The organism is Curtobacterium sp. GD1 (genome assembly GCF_020882855.1).
GTDB lineage: Bacteria > Actinomycetota > Actinomycetes > Actinomycetales > Microbacteriaceae > Curtobacterium.
Genome location: NZ_JAFEVQ010000041.1, coordinates 1 through 21548, shown reverse-complemented (window position 1 = coordinate 21548; position 21548 = coordinate 1). Strand labels below are relative to the sequence as shown.

The following is a 21548-nucleotide window of genomic DNA, read 5'->3' as shown; positions in this document are numbered from 1 at the left end:
CGAGGGCGCGCAACACGCCGCGCACGTCCCGCCGAGAGCGCACGAAGTGCCGCTCCGCAGCGCCGACAGCGACACTTTTCGCGACCTCAGCGGCCGCGGCCGGGCGCGGCCTCCGCCGGACAGGAGGCGCGGTGCGGGGCCGACCCGCGCCTCCCGCCCGGCAGGGGGTCGCGCCACGCGCGGGGCGCGACGTCGAGGGCGCGCAACACGCCGCGCGCGTGCCGTCGAGAGCGCACGAAGTGCCGCTCCGCAGCGCCGAGGGCGACCGATTTCGCGACCTCAGCGGGCGCGGCCGGGCGCGGGCTCCGCCGGACGGGAGGCGCGGTGCGGGGCCGACCCGCGCCTCCCGTCCGGCAGGCGGTCGCGACGCCGAGGGCGCGCAACACGCCGCGCGCGTGCCGCCGAGAGCGCACGAAGTGCCGCTCCGCGGCGCCGACAGCGGCACTTCGTGCGACCTCGGCCGGCCGCGCCCGCCGCGCACGCCGAGCGGGCGGGACACGCCGCGCGCGCGGCGCCGAGCGGGCGGGATCGGCCGCCTGGGCGCGCCGAGCGGGACGGAACGTGCCCGCTCGGGGCGCGCGGCCTACGCGGCGCGGATGCGGTCCAGCGCCCGCTGCAGGTCGTCGGGGTACTCCGCCGAGTACGACACCCACGACCCCGTACGCGGGTGCTCGAACCCGAGCCGGACGGCGTCGAGCCACTGCCGCGTGAGCCCGAGCTCCTCGGCGAGCACCGGGTCGGCCCCGTACATCGTGTCGCCCACGAGCGGGTGTCGGGTCGCCGCCATGTGCACCCGGATCTGGTGCGTCCGACCGGTCTCGAGGTGCACCTCGAGCAGGGTCGCGGATCGGAACGCCTCGAGGGTCTCGTAGTGCGTCACGCTCGGCTTGCCGTCGGCCGTGACCGCGAACTTCCAGTCGCTCGAGGGGTGCCGGCCGATGGGCGCGTCGATCGTGCCGGAGGTCGGGTCCGGGTGGCCCTGCGCGAGCGCGTGGTAGACCTTCTCGACCGTGCGCTCCTTGAACGCGCGCTTGAGGTGCGTGTACGCCAGCTCGGTCTTCGCCACGACCATCAGCCCCGAGGTGCCGACGTCCAGCCGGTGCACGATGCCCGCGCGTTCGGCGGCGCCGGAGGTGGCGATCGTGAAGCCGGCGGCGGCGAGGCCACCGGGGACCGTGGGGCCGTCCCAGCCGGGCGAGGGGTGTGCGGCGACGCCGATCGGCTTGTCCACCACGACGATGTCGTCGTCGTCGTGCACGACCGTCATGCCGGGGACCTCGACCGGGATGATCCGGGGGGCTTCCTTCGGCGTCCACTCGACCTGCAGCCAGGAGTCGGCGTGCAACCGGTCGGACTTGTCCACGGTCACCCCGTCGACGGTCACGCCGCCGGCCGAGACGACCTCGGCAGCGAAGGAACGGCTGAACCCGAGGAGCTTCGCGATGGCGGCGTCGACACGCTCACCGGCGAGCCCGTCCGGCACCGGCAGGGAACGGCTCTCGGTCACGTCGCGTCGTGCCCGAGGGTGTCCCGCCCGTCACGCGGTGCGCGCGGGTCCTCGACCAGGGGGCGGGAGGCGCGGTGCTCCTCCGCCTCGGAGGCGTCCGACTGCGCACGCGCCGCGTCCACCGCGCGCTGCTGCTTCGCGGAGAGCGCGCGGGTGCCGTCGAGGTTCACCCCGAGGATCACCAGCAGGACGAAGACCACCATGCTGATGCAGATGAACGAGTCGGCGATGTTGTAGATCGCGGGCATCATCCACGGGGTCGAGATGAAGTCCACCACGTGGCCGCGACCGAAGCCGGGCTCACGGAAGAGCCGGTCGAGCAGGTTGCCGAGCGCCCCGCCGAGGAGCATGCCCAGCACGAGTGCCCACCACATCGAGCGGATCCGCCGAGCGAACACGATGATCGCGACGACCACGGCGGTCGACACGATCGAGAACACCCACGTCATGTTCACCGCGAACGAGAACGCGGCACCGGGGTTCCGGACGTAGAGCAGCTGCAGGGCGTTCCCGAGGACCGGGACGACGGTGCCGTACGGCAGGTTGGCGACGACGAGCGCCTTCACGCCCTGGTCGAGCGCCACCACGACGACAGCGGCGAAGGCCAGTGCCGCGATCGCGCGGACACTGACCTTCGCTCGTGATGCTGGTCGCGACAACGTCAGTTGCCGAAGCCCTGCGCCGATGCCGGCGCCGGGGTGAGCCCGGACTGCTCGGTGCCCGAGCCGTCCAGCTCGTTGAGCTGACCCTGGATGTAGCTCTTGAGCTGTGCACGGTAGTCACGCTCGAACGTGCGGAGCTCGTCGATCTTGCCCTCGAGCTGGCGCTGCTCCTGCTCGAGCACCGCGACACGCTGACGGTTCGTGTTCTCGGTGTCGGCGATGATCTGGCGCTGCTTGGCCTCGGCCTCGGAGACGAGGCGGGCGGCCTGCGCGGTGCCCTCGGCGATGAGCGCGTCGCGCTTCTCGACGCCTTCGCGGACGTGCTCCTCGTGGAGACGACGTGCGAGCGTCAGGAGGTTCGTGGTGCCCTCGGTGTCCTCGTCGGCCGGGACCGTGGTGGCCGGCGCGGCGGCGGCGACCGGAGCGGGCTCCGGCGCGGCTGCCACGGGGGCGGGCTCCGGCTCGGGCTCGGGGGTCGGAGCGGACTGCTCGGCCTCGGCCGGCTTCGGCGCGGACTCGGCCGTCTGCAGGCGCTGGCGGAGCTCGTCGTTCTCGGCCGTCAGGCGACGGAGCTCGACGACGACCTCGTCGAGGAAGTCGTCGACCTCGTCCTGGTCGTAGCCCTCGCGGAACTTCGTCGGCTGGAACCGCTTGTTGACTACGTCTTCCGGCGTCAAAGCCATTGCCGTCACCTCAATAGAACTGCTGAACGTGTGGAACCGTCTCGGTGCGACCGAATCTACCAGTCGCGCCGAACGGTGCGGATGCCACGCCGGGGCGAGCATCGGATCCCGACCACCGTACACCGATGGTGGCCGTGAACCGTGACCACGCACTGGGCGTGGCGCGTGTCGTGTCCTCTTAGTTGGCGAACACGGGGATGAGCAGGGCGATCACGAACCGGATGATGATCGCCAGGAGGAGCACGATCGTCCAGCCGAAGTCGAGCGCCACGGGGCCCATGCGCATCGGCGGGAGGACCCGGCGGACCGCCCGGATCGGCGGGTCCGTCACGGTGTACACCACGTCGGCGACGACGAGGAGTGCTCCGCGCGGCCGCCAGGACCGGTTGAACTGCTGGACGATGTCGAGGACGAACCGCCCCCACAGCACGAGGATGTACAGCAGGAGGAGGTAGGACAGGATCGTGAGGATCGCGGTCACGATGGGGCTCGCTCAGCTCGGGTGCGGACCGTCTTGCGACGAGCCGCACGGGGCGGGTGGGCCTGAGGGACTCAGGACTGGGCGAAGAAGGACGCCTCGATGTCGGACTCTACCTCAGGCGCCTCACCGCTCACCGCGACGTGCGCCGGCGACAGCAGGAACACCTTGTTGGTGACGCGCTCGATCTTGCCGTAGAGGCCGAGTGACAGCCCGGAGGCGAAGTCGATCATGCGGCGGGCGTCGGCCTCGGTCATCTGCGAGAGGTTGATGATGACGGGGATGCCGTCGCGGAAGCTCTCGGCGATGGACTGGGCGTCCTTGTACTCGCGGGGGTGGACGGTGAGGATCTCGTTCATTTCCTGGACCGGTGCTGCCTTCTGTGCGGACGTGTGCGAGCGGCGGAGCGGGGTGACCTGGGCGCCGCGCTGGTGGGTGTGCGCCTTGGGCTCGGCGGCGACGGGCGCCACCGGTGCCGCGGCAGGCGCGGGGGTCTCGTCGGCGACCGGAGCGGGCGCGGGGGCAGGGGCCGGAGCGGACTGCTGCCGCGCGGTCTGCTGCTGCGGCTGCTCGTCCTCGTACTCGAGTTCCTCGTCGGCGAGGCCCAGGTAGACCATCGTCTTCTTCAGCGGGTTGGCCATGGTTCCTCCGGAGGTCGGTGCTCGTGGATGCCCTTGCAACGAGGCTAGGGCGCGACCGGCCGATTTCCCGTGATTGCGGTCCCGATCCGCAGGTGTGTCGCGCCCTCGAGCACGGCGTCGGCGTAGTCACCGCTCATCCCGGCCGAGATGTCCGTCGCGGCGGGGGCGAGGGACACCACGCGCTCGGAGACCCCACGGAGCCGGGCGAAGGCCGCGCGCGGCTCCTCGTCGAGCGGTGCGACGGCCATCACCCCACGGAGCCGGATCGTGCCCGTCGCGAGCACCCGCGACACCATGGCCTCGACGGCGTCGGGTCGGACGCCACCGCGGTCGGGGTCGTCGGTCAGGTTGACCTGCACGAACCCGTCGATCACCGTCGGCTCGGGTTCGGCCTCGGTCGGCGCGAACGCGTCCACGACGGACTCGCGGTCGAGCGACTGCACGACGTGCGCGTACCGCCGGACCTGCCGGGCCTTCTTCGACTGCAGCTGTCCGACGAAGTGCCAGGTCAGCGGGAGGTCGGCGAGCTCGGCAGCCTTCGCCTGCGCCTCCTGGTGCCGGTTCTCCCCCACGTCGGTCACGCCGAGCGCAGCGAGGTCGCGGACGAGCGACGCCGGGTGGAACTTCGTGACGACGACGAGCGTGAGCTCGTCGGCCGAGCGCCCTGCGGCGCGCGCCGCGTCGGAGATGCCGCTCCTGACGGACGCGAGACGCGCCTCCAGTCCGTCGTCTGCTGACGGGGACGGGAGGCGCGGGTCGTCTGACAACGCTCGTTACTTCAGGAAGTCGGGGACGTCGAGCTCGTCGTCATCGTCGTCGAACGCCGGGTCGGCGGCACGCTGCGCGGGAGCCTCGTGCTCCTGCGAGGCCCACGACGGAGCGGACGAGGACGAGTCCTCGATCGCGCCGGTCGCACCGGCGGACGCCACGGGCACGGTCGCGCCAGCCTCGGGGTCGACCCAGCTGGAGCGGCGCTCCTTCTGCTGCGAGGTGGGCTCGCCGCCGTCGAAGCCCGCGGCGATGACGGTCACGCGGACCTCGTCGCCGAGGGTGTCGTCGATGACCGCACCGAAGATGATGTTCGCCTCGGGGTGGACTGCCTCTTGCACCAAACGGGCCGCGTCGTTGATCTCGAAGATGCCGAGGTTCGAACCGCCCTGGATCGAGAGCAGCACGCCGTGCGCACCGTCGATCGAGGCCTCGAGCAGCGGGCTCGCGACGGCCAGTTCGGCCGCCTTGATCGCCCGGTCGGCGCCCCGCGAGGAACCGATGCCCATGAGCGCGGAACCCGCACCCTGCATGACGGACTTCACGTCGGCGAAGTCGAGGTTGATCAGGCCGGGCGTGGTGATCAGGTCGGTGATGCCCTGGACACCGGCGAGGAGCACCTGGTCGGCCGTGGCGAACGCCTCGACCATCGAGATACCGCGGTCGCTGATCTCGAGCAGACGGTCGTTCGGCACGACGATGAGCGTGTCGACCTCGTCCTTGAGGCCAGCGACACCGTTCTCGGCCTGCGACTGACGACGCTTGCCCTCGAAGCTGAACGGCTTCGTGACGACACCGATGGTGAGCGCGCCGATCGACTTCGCGATGCGGGCGACCACGGGCGCACCACCCGTGCCGGTCCCACCACCCTCACCGGCGGTGACGAAGACCATGTCGGCACCGGCGAGGGCCTCTTCGATCTCCTCGGCGTGGTCCTCGGCGGCACGACGGCCGACCTCGGGGTCCGCTCCGGCGCCGAGGCCGCGGGTGATCTCGCGGCCCACGTCGAGCTTGACGTCGGCGTCGCTCAGGAGCAGCGCCTGCGCGTCGGTGTTGATCGCGATGAACTCCACCCCGCGGAGGCCGAGCTCGATCATCCGGTTGACGGCGTTCACGCCGCCGCCGCCGACGCCGACGACCTTGATGACGGCGAGGTAGTTGTGGTTCGTGGTCACGTCAGTCAGGCCTCCGGTCGAACCCTCAACCTCTACTTGAAGTTCAGGGGCATTGCTGGTAGATGTGGTGCTGGCTTCGACGCTACGGGTGCGCTCCGGGCACTGTCGCCCCGCCACGCCGCGTGTCGCGCGATTCCGCGACGACTTCCGCTACTTCTTCGCGCGGATGATGCCGTTGTCCGGAGCGCTGACGTCGTACTCGACGACGACGCCGGGGTTCCGCGCCGCGTGGTCCTTCACGAGGGCCGCGAGGAGGGCCGCCTTCGCGTCCGACTGCTCCGGGTTCCCCCAGACGACGCTCGAGCCGTCCTTGAGGGTGAGGGTCACGTCGTCGGCGGTCGAGCCCTTCACGCTCGTCACCTGCTGACGGACGGTCGATGGGAGCGCGAGCACGACCTCGGTCATCGTGCGGAACTCCGACGAGCCGAGCTTCGCGTTGCCGATGTCGGCGACGGGCATGTTCGCGGGCTGCTTCGGCGACGACTGCACGACGATGCCGGCCGGGTCGACCAGGTCGAAGGACTTCCCCGACCGCACCGCGACGACCGGGGTGCGCTCGGTCACGGTGACCACGAGGGTGTGCGGCGGGGCTTCCTCCGTCACGTAGCTCTCGATGAGCGGGAAGCCGGCGATGTCCTTCTTGATGGCGTCGAAGTCGAGCCGGGCCAGCGGGGTGCCGATCTGGTCGGAGAGCGCCTGGCGGAGCTGGGTCTCGTCGACGCGGTTCGTCCCCTTGACCTCGATGGTCTGGAGCGCCATCAACGGCGAGAACACCGCGACGAGGATCGAGATCCCGAAGACGAGGACGATGCTCGCGGCGGTGATCCAGGCGGCGCGGCGGTGCCGGCTGCGACGGGTGAAGCGGCGGACCTCGGCGCGCTCGAGGAGGCGACGACGGCGCTTGGCCACCCGGGCCTCCCGCGCGGTCTCGGCAGCGCGGACGCCGGCGCCGATCGGGCGCTCGTGGCCGTCCTCGCCCGGGCCGTGCAGGTCGGTGAGGTGGGCGAGCCGCTCGGCGTCGCGGCGCTCGGTCTCCTGCCGCTCCCGGGCGAGGCGCTCGGCCTCGGGGTCGTGGTGGTCCTCGTCGGGCGTGTACTCGCGCAGCCGGCCGGCGACGGACGACAGTCCGGCGCCGAGGCGACGGCCGGCGGCGCCGGCGAGGGCACCGGCGCGGTCGCGAGCCGACCCGTTCGACGGGTCGGCGGCGGTGGGGTCGGCCGTCTCGACGATCGGTTCCTCGGCGGCGGGCTCGAGCCGCGCCTCCTGGACCTCCGGCTCGGGCTCGCGGGACGGACGCCGCGGGATCAGCGGGGCACGACGCTGCCGGGGCGCGCCCGCGCCGTCGGCAGGTGCGTCCGGACGGGCCGGCCGCTCGTCGAACCCCTCGGGACGCTTCACCGGGACAGCGCCCCGTCGTCGTGGAGGGCGCTGAGCACCTGCGGGATGATGCGGTACACGTCGCCGCAGCTCAGGGTCATGATGATGTCGCCGTCGCGCGCGACCGCGGCCGCACGCGCCGAGGCCTCGTCCCAGTCGGGCAGGAACTCGACGCGGGACTGGTCGGCGAAGCGCTCCTGGACGAGGGCGCCGGTGACGCCGGGCTCCGGGTCCTCGCGGGCGCCGTAGACGTCGAGGACGACGGTGTGGTCGGCGAGCTCCTCGTAGACCTTGGCGAAGTCACCGGCCATCAGGCGCGTCCGCGAGTACAGGTGCGGCTGGTGGATCGCGATGATCCGGCCGTCGCCCACGACGTTCCGTGCGGCCTTGAGCGCCGCCGCCACCTCGGTCGGGTGGTGCGCGTAGTCGTCGTAGACCGAGACGCCGCGCTCGACGCCGTGCAGCTCGAAGCGTCGCTGAGTTCCGCCGAAGGCCTCGATGCCACGGATCGCGTCCTCGGCGGCGACGCCGAGTCCGGTCAGGACGGCGAAGGCGCCGACGGCGTTGATCGCGTTGTGGCGGCCGGGGACCCGGAGCGTCAGGTGGTGCGCCTCGCCCGCGGCGCGGAAGTCGACCTCGACCCCGGCGGACTCGGTGATCCCCTCGATCCGGACGTCGGCGTCGACGGCCTCGCCGAAGGTGACGATCTCGGGCGCGTCCTCGCGGGCGCGGATCCCAGCCGTGACCGCCTTCGCGCCGGCGTCGTCGCTCGAGATCACGACGCGCTCGCTCGCCTTGGCGGCGAACTCGACGAAGGCCTCGGTGAAGGCCTCCTCGCTGCCGTAGTGGTCGAGGTGGTCGGCGTCGACGTTCGTGATGAGGGCGACCGCGACGTCGTAGAGCAGGAACGATCCGTCGGACTCGTCGGCCTCGACGACGAACAGGTCGCTCGAGCCGGGCGCCGAGCTCGTGCCGAGGGACTGGATGACCCCACCGTTGACGAAGCTCGGGTCCAGCCCGAGCTCGACGAGCGCGGTGACGATCATGCCGGTCGAGGTGGTCTTGCCGTGTGCGCCGGCGACCGCGACGAGGCGGTGCTCGGCGATGAGGGCGGCGAGGGCCTGCGACCGGTGCAGGACCGGCAGGCCGCGGCGCTGGGCCTCGAGGAGTTCCGGGTTGTCCGGCCAGAGCGCGCTCGTGACGACGATGGTGTCCGCGTCGCCGACGTTCGCGGCGTCGTGGCCGATGTGCACCTCGGCACCGAGGTCGCGCATGGTGCCCGTGGTGGCGGTCTCGCGGGAGTCGCTGCCGGTCACGCGGTGGCCGGCGGCGAGGAAGAGCCGGGCGATGCCGCTCATGCCGGAGCCGCCGATGCCGACGAAGTGGACCGAGCCGAGGTCGTCGGGGATCGGCTGCGTCAGGTCCGGCTTGATGGTCATCGTTCCTCCGTGGTGCTGTCGTGCGCGTCGCGCTTCGCATCGGTCGCGCGCTTCGCGGCGTCGAGGACGAGGTCCGTCATGCGGTCGGCGCCGTCGCGGTGTCCGACGCTGCCGGCACGCACGGTCATGTCGGCGATGCGGGCACGGTCCTGCAGGGTGTTCAGCAGCTGGAACGTCACCCAGTCCTCGTCGAATTCCGCGTCGGCCACGAGGACCGCTCCCCCGGCGTCGACGACGTCCTTCGCGTTGTGCCGCTGCTCGCCGTTGCCGACAGGGTACGGCACGAGGACGCTCGGCAGCCCGACGGCGGTCAGCTCGCAGACCATGCCGGCGCCGGCGCGCGAGACCACGAAGTCGCTCGCGGCGTACGCCAGGTCCATCCGGTCGCAGTAGGGCAGCACGTGGTAGCCGTCGAGGTCGCTCGGGCCGATGTCGGACTTCCCGCCGACGACGTGCAGGACCTGCCAGCCGGCACCGACGATCGTCGCGGCGCTCCGGTTGACGGTGCGGTTGATGCTCCGTGCGCCGGAGGAGCCGCCCGTGACGAGCAGGACCGGTCGTGCGGGGTCGAGGCCGAACTCGGCGAGGCCCTCTGCGCGGCTCGCACGACGGTCGAGCGACTCGATCTCGCGCCGGAGCGGCATGCCGACGACCCGGCCGTGGCGGAGCCGCGTGTTCGAGAAGGTCACGCCCACGTGGTCGGTGAGGAACGCTGCCAGGCGGTTCGCCAGGCCTGGCTTGGCGTTCTGCTCGTGCACGACGATCGGGGTGCCGGTGCGGCGGGCGGCGATGTACGCCGGTGCGGCCGCGTAGCCCCCGACACCGAGGACGACGTCGACCTCGCGCTCGCGGATGATCTGTTCGACCCGACGGACGGCGCCGAGGAACCCGCCGGGGAAGCGGAGCGCGGCGGCGTTCGGCTTGCGCGGGAACGGCAGGCGCGGGATCGTCAGCAGCTCGTAGCCGCGCATCGGGACGAGCCGGGACTCGAGGCCCTCTGCGGTGCCGAGGACGAGGACCTCGGCGTCGGGCTCGCGCTCGGTCAGCCGGTCGGCGACCGCGAGCAGCGGGTTGACGTGGCCGGCGGTGCCGCCGCCCGCGAAGAGGTACGTGTTCACGGGAGGGTTCCGTTCGTGGTGGTGCGGCCGACGCTGGTCCTGCCCGGGAGGTCGCTCTTGCCCGGGAGGTCGCGCGCGAAGGACAGGACGACGCCGATGGCGACGAGGGTCATGATCAGCGCGGAGCCACCGGCCGAGATGAGTGGGAGGGGGACGCCGAGGACCGGCAGGAGGCCGAGGACCACGGCGATGTTGACGAGCGCCTGGCCGATGATCCACGCGAGCACGCCACCGGTGACGGTCTTCACGAAGGGGTCGTTCGACTGGCGGATGATCTTGATCATGCCGACCGCCAGGACCACGAACAGGGCGAGCACGACGACGGCGCCGACGAGCCCGAGCTCCTCGCCGATGATCGCGAAGATGTAGTCGTTGTCGGCTTCTGGGAGCCACGACCACTTCGCCTTGGAGTTGCCGAGGCCCACCCCGAAGACGCCGCCGGAGGCCAGCGCCCACATGCCGTGGGTCGGCTGCCAGCAGAGGTCCTGGTACTGGCTCGTGTCGGTGCAGCCGGAGAGCCAGGCGCTGATGCGGTGCGACCGGGAGCTCGACGCCATCGTGACGAACGGCAGCAGCACGGCCAGGCCGAGCACCCCGACGAGCAGGTGCTTCGCCCGGGCGCCGCCGACGTAGAGTGCGCCGAACACCAGGATGAGCATGATCATCGCGGTGCCCTGGTCGCCGCCGACGAGGACGAGGCCGATCGAGCCGAGCGACGCGATGCCGATCGGGATGAAGACCTCTTTCCAGTCGTCGAGCTTCTCCCGCTTGACGTACATGATCGCGCCGATGCCCAGCACGAGCGCGAGCTTGAGGATCTCGGACGGCTGCGCGGTGAACGACCCGAGGCGGATCCAGTTCCGGTTGCCCTGGATCGAGTAGCCGAGCGGGGTCAGGACGACGAGCGCCTGCACGACGAGGCCGACCCCGACGATCCACATCGCCCACTTCCGCCAGAACCGTGCGGGCAGGCGGGAGGCGATGAGCATGAGCGGGACGCCGAGCACGGCGTAGAGGCCCTGGCGGGAGGCCGCGCCGAAGAAGTCGTGCGTCGCGGCGTACTGCTCCACGCTCGACGAGGACAGCACCATGACGACGCCGAAGACGACGAGGAAGAGCGTGACGCCCAGGATCGTGTAGAAGGTGCTCGACTCGGCGACGAAGACGTTCTTGACGGCGACGACCGCCCCGTTGTGGCGGCGTGCGGGTGCGGGTGCGTGCGGTCGGCCGGGCGCCGCTCCGCCGCTACGGCCGCTCGGGAGATCCGTCGTCGCCATCGGCGTTTCCTCCCAGGTGCTCGTGGACCGCCGCCGCGAATCGACGCCCCCGGTCCGCGTAGGAGCCGAACTGGTCGAACGACGCCGCAGCCGGGGCGAGGAGGACCGTGTCGCCCGGCCTCGCGACCGATGCGGCATGCCGGACCGCCTCGGGCATGACCTGATCAGTGTCCGCTGCCTCGACCTGCAGCACCGGCACCCCGGGCGCGTGTCGCGCGAATGCCTCGAGTACAGGGCCGCGATCGGTCCCGATCACCACGACGCCGCGCACGTCCGGCCCGAAGCGCTCGACCAGTCCGTCGATGTCGACGCCCTTGAACAGGCCACCGACGATCCACACCACCTTGTCGAACGCCGCGAGCGACGCCGTGGCTGCGTGCGGGTTCGTCGCCTTCGAGTCGTCCACCCAGGTGACGCCCTCGGCGGAGGCCACCAGCTCGGTGCGGTGGTGGTCGGCGCGGAAGCCCTGCACGGCGGTGCGGATGGCGCTCGGCTGCACGGAGGCCGCACGGGCGAGTGCGGCCGCGGCGAGGACGTTCATCGTCATGTGCGGGCTGGCGAGCCCGGCGGCCTCGAGGTCGGCGACGGTCGCGAGCTCGAGCGCGCTGTTCCGTCGGTCGTCGGTGAAGGCCCGGTCGCAGAGGACGTCCTCGACCACCCCGACGTCGCCGGGCGCGGGGATCCCGGGGCCGAAGCCCACGGCACGGCACCCCTCGACGACGTCGGCGTCCTCGACCATGTGCCGGGTGACGTCGTCCGTGGTGTTGTACACGCAGGCGAGGACCGTGCGCTCGTAGACCTTGGCCTTCGCGGCCCGGTAGGCCTCGGCGGAACCGTGCCACTCGAGGTGGTCGTCGGCGATGTTCAGGCAGGCGCTGGCGAGGGGCACCACGGCACCGTCGCCGGTCGTCGGCATGTAGTGCAGCTGGTGGCTGGAGAGCTCGACGACGAGGACGTCGTAGCCGTCAGGATCGCGCACGACGTCGAGGACGGGCACGCCGATGTTGCCGCACGCCACCGCGCGGAGCCCGCCGGCCTCGAACATCGCGGTCGCGAGCTGCGTCGTGGTGGTCTTGCCGTTCGTACCCGTGATGGTCACCCAGGGCGCAGCGATGGGGCCGCGCACGACCTTGTCACGGACACGCCAGGCGAGCTCGATGTCACCCCACACGACGCTGTTCGCCACGGCCCACTGCACGGTCGCGTTGTGCGGCGGCAGGCCCGGCGACACGATCACCACGTCCGGCGCCTGGGTCTCGAGGGCGGCGGGCACCGAGTCGAGGGGCACCTGCACGAAGTGCGCACCGATCACGTCGAGCAGCTCCACGCTGTCCGACGGGGCGTCGGTCGAGTAGACCGTCACCGCGCTGCCGAGTTCGACGAGGGTGTCGGCGACCGAGAACCCGGTGGCTCCGAGGCCGAGCACGGCGACGTTCAGCCCCTTCCAGCCCTCGGCGTACCAGCTGTCCAATGACTCCAGGCGGGACGAGGACACCGCGTCAACCAACTCGTGCGATCCATTCGAGGTAGAAGAGTCCGACACCGGCGGCGACGCAGAGTCCCGCGATGATCCAGAACCGGACGACGACGGTCACCTCGGCCCACCCCTTCAACTCGAAGTGGTGGTGCAGCGGACTCATCCGGAAGATGCGCTTGCCGTGGGTGATCTTGAAGTACGCCCGCTGCAGGATGACCGAACCGGTGACGATGAAGAACAGGCCACCGATGAGGATGAGCAGGAGCTCCGTGCGGCTGAGGATCGCCAGGCCGGCCAGCGCGCCGCCGAGCCCGAGCGAACCGGTGTCGCCGAGGAAGATCTGCGCCGGCGACGTGTTGTACCAGAGGAAGCCGATCAGGCCACCGCAGACCGCTGCCGCCACGACCGCGAGGTCCAGCGGGTTGGTCACGGTGTAGCAGGCGTGCTCGGTGCTCGCGTCGAGCCGGGCACCGCCGCAGATCTGGTTCGACTGCCAGAAGCCGATGATCACGTACGAGCCGATGGCCAGGATGCTCGAGCCGGTCGCGAGACCGTCGAGCCCGTCCGCCACGTTCACGCCGTTCGACGTCGAGACCGTCAGCAGGACGATCCACGCCAGGAACAGCACGGTGCCGATCACGGTGCCGAGCGCCATGAAGTCGAGCCACGGGATGTCCCGGATGGCCGACACCATCGTCGACGCCGGCGGCTTGCCGTTGCCGGACGGGACGACGAGCGCCACGGTCGCGAAGATGACGCCGACGATGACCTGCCCGAGGACCTTCGCCCAGCCGCCGAGCCCGAGACTGCGCTGACGACGGACCTTGAGGAAGTCGTCGATGAACCCGACGAACCCGAGGCCGACCATGAGGAACAGGACGAGCAGGCCGGACAGCGTGACCGAGTCTCGGCCGACCAGGTGTCCGACGAAGTAGCCGAGCACCGCGCCGATGATGAGGACGATGCCGCCCATCGTCGCCGTGCCGCGCTTGGTGTGGTGCGACTGCGGGCCGTCGTCGCGGATGAACTGTCCCCAGCCGAGGCGGTGGAACAGCTTGATGAACAGCGGCGTGAGCAGCAGTGTGAACACCAGCGACACGGCGCCGGCGATCAGGAGGGCGATCATTCGGTGACACCTCCGAGGCGGTCGCCGAGGAATCGCAGTTCGGCGGACTTCGAGGACTTGACGAGGACGACGTCGCCGGGGCGGAGCATGTCCTGCAGTGAGTGGACGGCGTCGTCGACGTCCTCGATGAACACGGACTCGCCGTCCCACGATCCCTCGAGGGTGGCGGCCTGGTGGATGGGCATCGCGCCGCGGCCGACGACCACGAGCTGTCCGATGCCGAGACGGACGACGAGCCGACCGATGCGGTCGTGCTCCTCCGTCGAGAACTCGCCGAGCTCGGCCATCTCGCCGAGCACGGCGACGGTCCGCTCCCCCGGGCGCACGATCTGCGCCAGGGTCCGCAGCGCCGCTGCGGTCGAGTCGGGCGACGCGTTGTAGGCGTCGTTGATCACGGTGACGCCGTCGGGGCCGCCGGGGAGGAGCTCCATGCGCCAGCGCTCGGCGCGCGTCATCGACGCGAGCGCGGCGGCGCCGGCGGCGAGCGGGACGCCCCACAGGTGGGCGACCGTGAGCGCGGCGGACGCGTTCATGGCGTGGTGCTCACCCAGGATCGCGAGCTGCACGTCGACGTGATCCGTGCCTCCTGGCCGTCCGTCCGCAGACGGGTCGCCTTCCTGGCGGACGGGAGGCGCGGTGAGCGTGAAACGGGTGCCGTTGCGGTCCGTCTCGATGCCGGTGATGCGGTAGTCGGCGTCGTCGGACGTGCCGAAGCCGACGACGTGGGCGGCCGTCAGGTCGCGCATCGACGCGACACGGTCGTCGTCGACGTTGAGGAGCGCGGTCGCGCTCCCGGGCAGGTCGGTGACCATCTCGGACTTGGCGCGCTGGGTCGCCTCGATCCCGCCGAACTCGCCGGCGTGCGCGAGGCCGACCTTGAGGACGACTCCGACGTCCGGCTCGGCGATCGCGACGAGCTTGGCGATGTGGCCGATGCCGCTCGCGCCCATCTCGACGACCAGGTACCGGGTGTCCTCGGTGATGCGGAGCATCGAGATCGGCGCACCGACGTGGTTGTTGAACGACCCCTGCGGCGCGACGGTCTCGCCGTGCTGCTCGAGGATCGTGCGGAGCATGTTCTTCGTGCTCGTCTTGCCGTTCGAGCCGGTGATCCCGACGACCTTGAGCGGCGCCGGGCGTCCGTCGGCGTCGACGCGGTCGGCGGTCGCCATCCGGACGCGCGTGACGACCTCGTGCGCGAGCGCGGCGAGGGCGTCGTAGCCGTCCGCCACGACGATCTGCGGTGCCGTGGTCTCGACGAGCTCGGGCGTGATGACGAGCGCGGCGCCGGCCTCGGTCGCCGCGGGGACGAAGCGTCGCCCGTCGGTGACCTCGCCCGGGAGCGCGAAGAACACGCTGCCGGGCGTCACGAGGCGGGAGTCGGTCTCGACGGTGCCGTCGACGACCAGGTCGCCCTGGTCGGCGACGTCGGTCGCCTGGGCACCCGGGATCAGCTCGCCGTCGACCGCTGTCGCGATCTCGGCGAGGGTCATGGCGATCATCGGAGTTCCTCGGTGGGGCCGGAGTTCGGTTCCCAACCGGCCTCGCGGAGGGCCTGGCGGGCTTCGTCGCGTGCCGAGTACGGCGTGCGGACGCCCTGGATGTCGCGGTAGTCCTGGTGGCCGGGGCCGGCCCAGAGGATCGAGTCCCCCTCGCCGACGAGGCCCACCGCGGTGCGGATCGCGGCCTCGGGCGGGCTGACCTCGTGGAGCTCGTGCTCGGGGAACGCCTCGCGCGCGGCGTCGACGAGGGTCTTCCGGATCGACGCGGCGTCCTCGAAGCGCGGGTGGTGGTCGGTGACGACGAGGATGTCGCTCCCCGCAGCCGCCACGCGGGCCATGTCGCCGCGCTTGGTCTTGTCGCGGTCGCCGTCGGCGCCGAAGAGCATGAGGACCTTGCCGGGGGTGAACTGCCGGACGGCCGCGAGCGTGTTCTCGAAGGCGTCGGCGCTGTGGCCGAAGTCCACGTAGACGCTGGGGCCGCGGTCGCCCGAGACGCGCTCGGTCCGGCCGGGCAGGTAGCACTCGATGGCGCTCGTCCGCTCGCCGCGCTGCTCGCGCTCGTCCTCGTCCGGGTAACGGCGGTGGTTCGTCTCGAGCGCGTGCGCGATGGCACCGAGCTCGAACCCGCCCTCGACCAGCATCACGATCGCGAGCGCGGCGTTCGCGGCCATGTGCCAGCCGATCAGGGGCACACGGGTGGTGAGCGCACGGCCCTCGGGACCGGTCAGGCGGAACTCGGTGTAGGCGGCGTGCGCCTCGACGATGTCGACGTGCCACTCGGCCTCGACGTCGGGGTGGACCGTGATGGTCGTGACCGGGATCCGGGAGTCCTGCACCACGCGGTGGCCCCAGTCCGTGTCCAGCGAGACGACACCGCGACGGGCGTGTTCGGGCTGGAACAGCGGGAGCTTCGCCTGGTAGTACTCCTCCATGTCGGCGTAGTCGTCGAGGTGGTCGTGCGACAGGTTCGTGAACGCCGCGACGTCGAAGACGATGCCGTCGACGCGGTGGCGGCTGAGGGCCTGGGCGCTCACCTCGACGGCGACCGCGCGGACCTCGCTCTCGCGCATCCGGGCGAGCAGGGCGTGCATCTCGCTCGCCTCGGGCGTGGTGAGGCGGCTCGTGACACTGAGCGTGCCGATGTGCCGCTCGGCGGTGGAGCTGAGGCCCGTGACGAGGCCGAGCTGCTTGAGGATCCCCTCGAGGATGTAGGACGTGCTCGTCTTGCCGTTCGTGCCGGTGACGGCGAACAGCTGCGGCAGGTCGGTGGCCTCGTCCGGGTGGGTGCGGTACACCCACGCCGACACGTCGCCGAGGGCCGCACGGGGGTCGTCGACGACGAGCACCGGCAGACCGGCCGCCTGGGCGTGCTCCACGCCGGCGTCGTCGGTCAGGACCGCGACCGCGCCGCGCTCGGCGGCCTCGGCGGAGAACTCCGCGCCGTGCCGGTTCGCACCATGCACGCCGACGAAGAGGTCACCCGGCTGCACCTCGGCGGCGCTCAGGGTGACGCCGGTCGTCTCGACGGCGTCGACCGAGCCGACGACTCGCAGACCGAACGCGTTCGCGAGTTCGGCCACGGCCCTCGGGGTCGGGTGTTCGGGTCGGAGGACCGGGGGGATCCGTGCGGACAAGTGCTCCTTCTTCCTCACCACGTGGTCGGGTAGGTCTTCGCCGGCGTCGTGGAGGGGGCTACTCGGTACTTCTCGAGCACCTGGGACATGAGAGTTCGGAACGCCGGAGCCGCTCCGCTGGACCACTTGTTGGCCTGCGGCTTCGTGAACGTCACCGTGACAACATACTGGGGGTCCTCGGCGGGTGCCATTCCGGCCACCGAGGTGATGCGCTGGCCGCCGTAGCCCTTCGACCCCTCGGCGACCTCGGCGGTACCGGTCTTCGCGGCGATGTTGTAGCCGGAGATCGGCTTCATCCCCACGAGGGTGCCGCCGGTGACCACGCTCTGCAGCATGTCCGTGACCTGCGTCGCGGCGTTCGCGGACACGACGCGCGTCGGCTGCACGTCGGGCGCGTCGATCGTCTTGCCGTCGGCGGTCTCGCAGCCCTTGACGAGGTGCAGCGGGATCCGGACGCCGTCGTTCGCGAGGGTCTGGAAGATGCTCGCGACCTGGATCGCGGTCGTCGAGATGCCCTGGCCGAACATCGAGTTGATGTTCGTCTGCTGGTCCCAGTTCGGGCTCGTGCCGTAGTCCATCGACGGCTGGCCCGGGTAGTCGATCGCCGACTCCGGCTCGAACAGCCCGAACTTCTGCATGTAGTCGTACCGCTGCTGGGCGGTCAGTCGCTCGCCGAGCTCGGTGATGCCGACGTTCGAGGAGTTCTGCAGGATGCCCGTGAGCGTGAGGTTCTCGGTGTCGTGGAACTCGGAGTCGTGGATCGACCCGCCCCACGGGAACGAGCGCGTGTACGGCACGACGGCCTGGTCGGTCGGACTCGACTTGCCCTGGTCGATGAGGGCCGCGGCGATGGCGGCCTTGATCGTTGACCCGGGCTCGTACGTGGCCGTGAGGGCCCGGGAGCCGAACGCACCCTTGTCGGTCGTGCCGTCGACGTTGTTCGGGTCGACCGTCGGGTAGTCCGCGACGGCCAGGAGTTCGCCGGTCTTCACGCTCGTGACGGTCGCCGTCGCCGACTCGGCCTGCAGGGACTTCGCGGCGGACGCGATCGTCTGCTCGGCCATGTACTGCAGGTCGCTGTCGATCGTGGTCTCGACGGTCCCGCCGTCCTTGGCTTCCTTCGTGGTCACGGTGCTGCCCGGGAGCTGGACACCGTCGGACCCGCGCTCGTACGTCTCGGAGCCGTTCGACCCGGCCAGGCACTTGTCGTAGGCGTACTCGAGGCCGGCCTGAGCGCCGTCGGTGCCCATGAAGCCGGTGATGTTGCCGGCCGTCGCACCCGTCGGGTACACCCGTGACGCCTGCTGCTCCTTGTAGATCCAGGGGATGTCGAGCGCGGTCACCGCCTCGTAGTGCTTCACGTCGAGGCCCTTGACGAGGTAGGCGAAGTCGGACCGCGGGTTGGCCGCGATGTTCTTCTGCATGGTGGCGACGTCACCGCCGGACGCCTTCGCCAGTGCCGTCAGTGCCTGGTCGACCGAGACGTCCTTCACCCGCGTGCCGCCGAGCTTGCCCTCGAACTTCTTGACCAGGCGTGGCGCGGTCGTGATGTTGTACCGGGTGACGCTGTCGGCGAGCTCGGTCCCGTTGCGGTCCACGATCGATCCTCGGGTGCCGTAGATCGTGACGGGGATGCTCCGCTTCTCCTTCGACAGCTCGTTGAGCGCGGCGGCCTGGACCACCTGGATGTCGACGAGGCGGATCACGAAGACCGCCACGAGGGCGATCACGGCGATCATCACGACGCTGTAGCGGAGTCGTCGGCTGCGGATCGTCTTCGTCACGCGGTGCGGTCCTTCCCGGGGTGGAGCGGTCGTGCGGCAGGGCCCCCGGCCCGCAGGTCACCGGGTGGACGGGGCCTGGAGCTGGTTCGGGTCGGACTCTACGTCGGCCGTCGAGGAAGCCCCGGCCGACGCGCTGGCGCCTGCGGTCTTCCCAGCGTCCGCCGCGGCGGCGTCGCTGCCCGCCGTGGGCCCGCTCTCCTTGCTGGTGGAGGTGTCGCCCTGCTTCGCGGCGAGCGGCACCTCGTCCAGCAGCGAGTTCGGGACCTGGTTCGAGGTCGCCGCCGTGGCCTGGTCCGCGACCGCCGGGGTCGGCGTGCCGTACACCCGGCCGGTCTTCGGGTCGAGGTACACCGGCGTCGAGTTCGCGATCATGCCGAGTGCCTGCGCGTTGCGGGCCAGGTTCTGCGGCGAGTCGAGGACCCGCAGCTCCTCGGACAGCGACTGCTGCGTGCGGGAGAGGTTCGTCTGCTCCGCGCTCAGGGAGTTCAGCGTGTACGCGCCCTGGCTGAGGACCATGCTGATGCCGAGCTGCGCGAGGAGCAGGATGCCGAGGGCGGCCACCGCCACCACGGCGTACGCGATGCGCGGGCGGGCACGGCGCTGGGCCTTCGTCGGGGTGACCTCGACGAGCTCCGGCCGGTTCTGCCGCGTCGGACGCGGGGCGCGGGACGGGACGACGGCGGTGTCGACGAGTGCGAGGTTCGTGCTCATGTCACTTCCGGATCCGCTCGGCCGCGCGCAGGCGCACGGGGGTTGCTCGTGGGTTGGCGGCGCGTTCGGCCTCGTCGGCCAGCTCGGCGCCCTTGACGACCAGTTCGTACGTCGGCCGGTGCTCGGGCAGTTCGACCGGCAGGCCAGCGGGTGCGCTCGACTTCGTCCGTGCGGTCAGCGCCCGCTTGACGATGCGGTCCTCGAGCGACTGGTACGACTCGACGACGATGCGGCCACCGACCGCGATGGCGTCGAGCGCTGCCGGGATCGCCCGTTCGAGGACGCTCAGTTCGGCGTTCACCTCGATGCGCAGCGCCTGGAACACGCGCTTCGCGGGGTGTCCCTGGCGCTGGATGGCCACCGGGGTCGCGTCGTGCAGGACCTGGACGAGGTCGCCGGACATCTCGAACGGGGCGGTCGTCCGTCGCTCGACGATCGCCCGGGCATAGCGACCGGCGAGCTTCTCCTCGCCGTAGCGCTGGAAGATCCGGCGCAGCTCGCCCTCGTCGTAGGTGGCGAGGACGTCGGCGGCGGTCTGCCCCTCGGTCCGGTCCATCCGCATGTCGAGCGGTGCGTCCTGGCTGTACGCGAAGCCGCGTTCGGCCCGGTCGAGCTGCAGGGAGCTGACGCCGAGGTCGAACAGGACGCCGTCGACCTCGTCGAGCCCCTCGCCCTCGATCGCGTCGACGATGCCGTCGTAGACCGTGTGCACCAGGCGGACGCGGTCACCGAAGCGGGCGAGCCGCTCCCCCGCGATGCCGAGCGCGTCGGTGTCGCGGTCGAGGCCGATGAGCGTCAGCTCCGGGAAGCGCTCGAGCAGCCCCTCGGAGTGACCGCCCATGCCGAGCGTCGCGTCGACCACGACCTTGCCCGGCCCCTCGAGGGTGGGCGTGAAGAGGTCGACGATGCGCTCGAGCATCACCGGGGTGTGGGGGAAGCGCTGTGCGCCCGTCTCGTTCTCGGCCATGAGCAGCCCCTCGTCCTCCGGGCCGCGGGTCCGGATCCCCATCCATGCGACCTGACACCGGGGAAGGGGTGTCAGGGATGCACGGCTGGGAGTCCCGATCCACGGATCAGAAGATCCCCGGGATCACCTCCTCGTCGTTGTCGGCGAAGCCCTCTTCGACTTCTGCGTAGTAGGCCTCCCACGCGGGGGTCGACCAGATCTCGGCACGGTCACCGGAGCCGATGACCGTCAGGTCCCGCTCGAGCCCCGCGTACTCGCGGAGGTTCTGCGGGATGGTGACGCGGTTCTGCTTGTCGGGCTGTTCCGCGCTCGCTCCGGAGAGGAACAGGCGCATGTAGTCCCGGGTGCGCTTCGAGGTCATCGGTGCGGTGCGGATGCGCTCGTGCAGTTGCTCGAACGTGTCCGCGCTGAAGACGACGACGCAGCGCTCCTGCCCGCGGGTCATCACGAGGCCCCCGGACAGTTCGTCCCGGAACTTGGCGGGGAGGATCACGCGACCCTTCTCGTCGAGCTTCGGGGCATGGGTACCGAGCAGCACGTCGGGCCTCCCCTCCGCTCCACCGGACCGTTGTATCCCCCACTTTACTCCACTCCCCTCCCCATGGCGCGGAAATCATTCCCGAAATCGCCGTCGTGCCCTGTTTTGGGGTCGATGGAGGCTCAGTTCCGGCGCGCTCGAGCGCGGAGAGGCCCGAATCCACGGGGATCGAGGACCCGGTGGAGGGATGTGGAGCGCGTGGAGGGAAGTGGAGGACTTCCACAGCTCCGGGGCGCGCTTCCGCGGCGCGGCGGCGGCTCCCGCGACTCGTGCCGCTCGTGCCGCTCGTCGAGCGGGCTGAACCGGTTGCTCGGCGGCGCCGAGCGGGACTTTTCGCGCCCGCTCGGCGACTGGCCGGCGGCGTGTTGCGCCCGTTCAGCGGGCACCTGCGGGACGGGAGGCGCGGTGCGGCGCCGACCCGCGCCTCCCGTCCGATGGCACGCGCGGTCTCCCGCGAGCGGTCACGACCCGCCGCGCGCGGCCCGCCGAGCGGGCGCGATCGGCCGCCGCGCGGGCTCGAGCGGGACCCATTTCGCCCGCTCGCCGAGCGGGCACGATCGGCCGCGCGCGGACCACCGAGCGGGTGCGATCGGCCGCCGCGCGGGCTCGAGCGGGACCGATTTCGCCCGGTCGCCGAACGGGTCGCGGCGTGTTCCGCACAGTCGGCGCGGTCTCTTATACACA

Annotated in this window: 19 protein-coding genes; all 19 read right to left on the bottom strand. The window is 71.3% G+C overall.

What is annotated here, in order from left to right; genetic code table 11:
* Positions 1–583 precede the first annotated feature (583 nt).
* On the bottom strand, positions 584–1507 hold the full coding sequence (locus JSX79_RS16780; protein WP_070418659.1) for an RluA family pseudouridine synthase: 924 nt from the start codon (positions 1505–1507) through the stop codon (positions 584–586).
* Positions 1504–2166 (bottom strand): signal peptidase II, encoded by a 663-nt coding sequence (gene lspA / locus JSX79_RS16775; RefSeq protein ID WP_229087232.1) that lies wholly within the window; start codon positions 2164–2166, stop codon positions 1504–1506. Before lspA ends, JSX79_RS16780 begins: the two co-directional genes overlap by 4 nt.
* Positions 2167–2168: 2 nt before the next feature.
* Positions 2169–2852, bottom strand: a complete 684-nt coding sequence (locus JSX79_RS16770; protein ID WP_070418658.1) for a DivIVA domain-containing protein — start codon at positions 2850–2852, stop codon at positions 2169–2171.
* 178 nt (positions 2853–3030) lie between these two features.
* Positions 3031–3333 carry a YggT family protein gene (locus JSX79_RS16765; protein WP_092387624.1) on the bottom strand — a complete coding sequence of 101 codons (303 nt, stop codon included), beginning with the start codon at positions 3331–3333 and terminating at the stop codon, positions 3031–3033.
* Between the two features lie 71 nt (positions 3334–3404).
* Entirely contained in the window at positions 3405–3971 is a 567-nt protein-coding gene (locus JSX79_RS16760; RefSeq protein ID WP_092387626.1) for a cell division protein SepF, read from the bottom strand.
* 44 nt (positions 3972–4015) lie between these two features.
* Complete coding sequence (locus JSX79_RS16755; protein WP_092387628.1) at positions 4016–4738, bottom strand: YggS family pyridoxal phosphate-dependent enzyme; 723 nt, start codon at positions 4736–4738, stop codon at positions 4016–4018.
* A 6-nt stretch (positions 4739–4744) separates the two neighbouring features.
* Positions 4745–5914: a cell division protein FtsZ gene (ftsZ, locus tag JSX79_RS16750; protein ID WP_070418655.1), complete on the bottom strand. Its 1170-nt coding sequence runs from the start codon at positions 5912–5914 to the stop codon at positions 4745–4747.
* Positions 5915–6064: 150 nt separating this feature from the next.
* Positions 6065–7312 carry an FtsQ-type POTRA domain-containing protein gene (locus JSX79_RS18780; RefSeq protein ID WP_229087230.1) on the bottom strand — a complete coding sequence of 416 codons (1248 nt, stop codon included), beginning with the start codon at positions 7310–7312 and terminating at the stop codon, positions 6065–6067.
* The gene (gene murC, locus JSX79_RS16740; RefSeq protein WP_229087223.1) at positions 7309–8730 is read right to left on the bottom strand and encodes a UDP-N-acetylmuramate--L-alanine ligase; all 1422 of its coding nucleotides are present in this window, start codon (positions 8728–8730) and stop codon (positions 7309–7311) included. Before murC ends, JSX79_RS18780 begins: the two co-directional genes overlap by 4 nt.
* Positions 8727–9848, bottom strand: a complete 1122-nt coding sequence (gene murG / locus JSX79_RS16735; RefSeq protein ID WP_229087221.1) for an undecaprenyldiphospho-muramoylpentapeptide beta-N-acetylglucosaminyltransferase — start codon at positions 9846–9848, stop codon at positions 8727–8729. The genes murC and murG overlap by 4 nt, the downstream gene beginning before the upstream one ends.
* On the bottom strand, positions 9845–11125 hold the full coding sequence (gene ftsW, locus JSX79_RS16730; protein ID WP_229087219.1) for a putative lipid II flippase FtsW: 1281 nt from the start codon (positions 11123–11125) through the stop codon (positions 9845–9847). Before ftsW ends, murG begins: the two co-directional genes overlap by 4 nt.
* Positions 11094–12620 carry a UDP-N-acetylmuramoyl-L-alanine--D-glutamate ligase gene (murD, locus tag JSX79_RS16725; RefSeq protein WP_229087217.1) on the bottom strand — a complete coding sequence of 509 codons (1527 nt, stop codon included), beginning with the start codon at positions 12618–12620 and terminating at the stop codon, positions 11094–11096. Before murD ends, ftsW begins: the two co-directional genes overlap by 32 nt.
* Before the next feature lie 4 nt (positions 12621–12624).
* Positions 12625–13728 (bottom strand): phospho-N-acetylmuramoyl-pentapeptide-transferase, encoded by a 1104-nt coding sequence (gene mraY, locus JSX79_RS16720; RefSeq protein WP_071294947.1) that lies wholly within the window; start codon positions 13726–13728, stop codon positions 12625–12627.
* Positions 13725–15230: a UDP-N-acetylmuramoyl-tripeptide--D-alanyl-D-alanine ligase gene (murF, locus tag JSX79_RS16715; protein ID WP_229087215.1), complete on the bottom strand. Its 1506-nt coding sequence runs from the start codon at positions 15228–15230 to the stop codon at positions 13725–13727. The genes mraY and murF overlap by 4 nt, the downstream gene beginning before the upstream one ends.
* Positions 15227–16864 (bottom strand): Mur ligase family protein, encoded by a 1638-nt coding sequence (locus JSX79_RS16710; protein WP_071301970.1) that lies wholly within the window; start codon positions 16862–16864, stop codon positions 15227–15229. The genes murF and JSX79_RS16710 overlap by 4 nt, the downstream gene beginning before the upstream one ends.
* Before the next feature lie 14 nt (positions 16865–16878).
* Positions 16879–18648 carry a penicillin-binding protein 2 gene (locus tag JSX79_RS16705; RefSeq protein WP_083295312.1) on the bottom strand — a complete coding sequence of 590 codons (1770 nt, stop codon included), beginning with the start codon at positions 18646–18648 and terminating at the stop codon, positions 16879–16881.
* A 57-nt stretch (positions 18649–18705) separates the two neighbouring features.
* Positions 18706–19359 (bottom strand): hypothetical protein, encoded by a 654-nt coding sequence (locus JSX79_RS16700; protein ID WP_229087214.1) that lies wholly within the window; start codon positions 19357–19359, stop codon positions 18706–18708.
* Between the two features lies 1 nt (position 19360).
* Positions 19361–20326 (bottom strand): 16S rRNA (cytosine(1402)-N(4))-methyltransferase RsmH, encoded by a 966-nt coding sequence (gene rsmH, locus JSX79_RS16695; RefSeq protein WP_229087236.1) that lies wholly within the window; start codon positions 20324–20326, stop codon positions 19361–19363.
* A gap of 106 nt (positions 20327–20432) precedes the next feature.
* Positions 20433–20864, bottom strand: a complete 432-nt coding sequence (gene mraZ, locus JSX79_RS16690) for a division/cell wall cluster transcriptional repressor MraZ (RefSeq protein WP_022906684.1) — start codon at positions 20862–20864, stop codon at positions 20433–20435.
* Between the last annotated feature and the right edge of the window lie 684 nt (positions 20865–21548).